Genomic DNA, 219 nt, shown 5'->3' with positions numbered 1-219 from the left:
ACGGCAAGCTGGGTGTGTTGTTCCCGGGTCAGGGTGCGCAGTTCGCCGGCATGGGTGAGGGCTTGTATCGGGCGTATCCGGTTTTCGCGGCCGTGTATGACGAGGTGGTCGCGGCGTTCGGGTTCGACATCGATGCCGCGAGGCTGGACGAGACGCGGTTCACTCAGGCGGCGTTGTTCGCGGTTGAGGTGGCCACGTTCCGGTTGTTGCAGTCGTGGG

Annotated in this window: 1 protein-coding gene; it reads left to right on the top strand. The window is 64.8% G+C overall.

The genetic code is table 11. The features are described from left to right. Window positions 1–17: 17 nt before the first annotated feature. The coding region (locus LPA41_RS41630) for an acyltransferase domain-containing protein (RefSeq protein WP_306469858.1) at window positions 18–219 on the top strand (202 nt) is incomplete at its 3' end.

The sequence above is a fragment of the Actinoplanes sp. DH11 genome (genome assembly GCF_020873875.1).
Taxonomy (GTDB): Bacteria; Actinomycetota; Actinomycetes; order Mycobacteriales; family Micromonosporaceae; genus Actinoplanes.
Note: the sequence above shows the minus strand (reverse complement) of the source record. Positions and strands in the feature narration are given on the sequence as shown.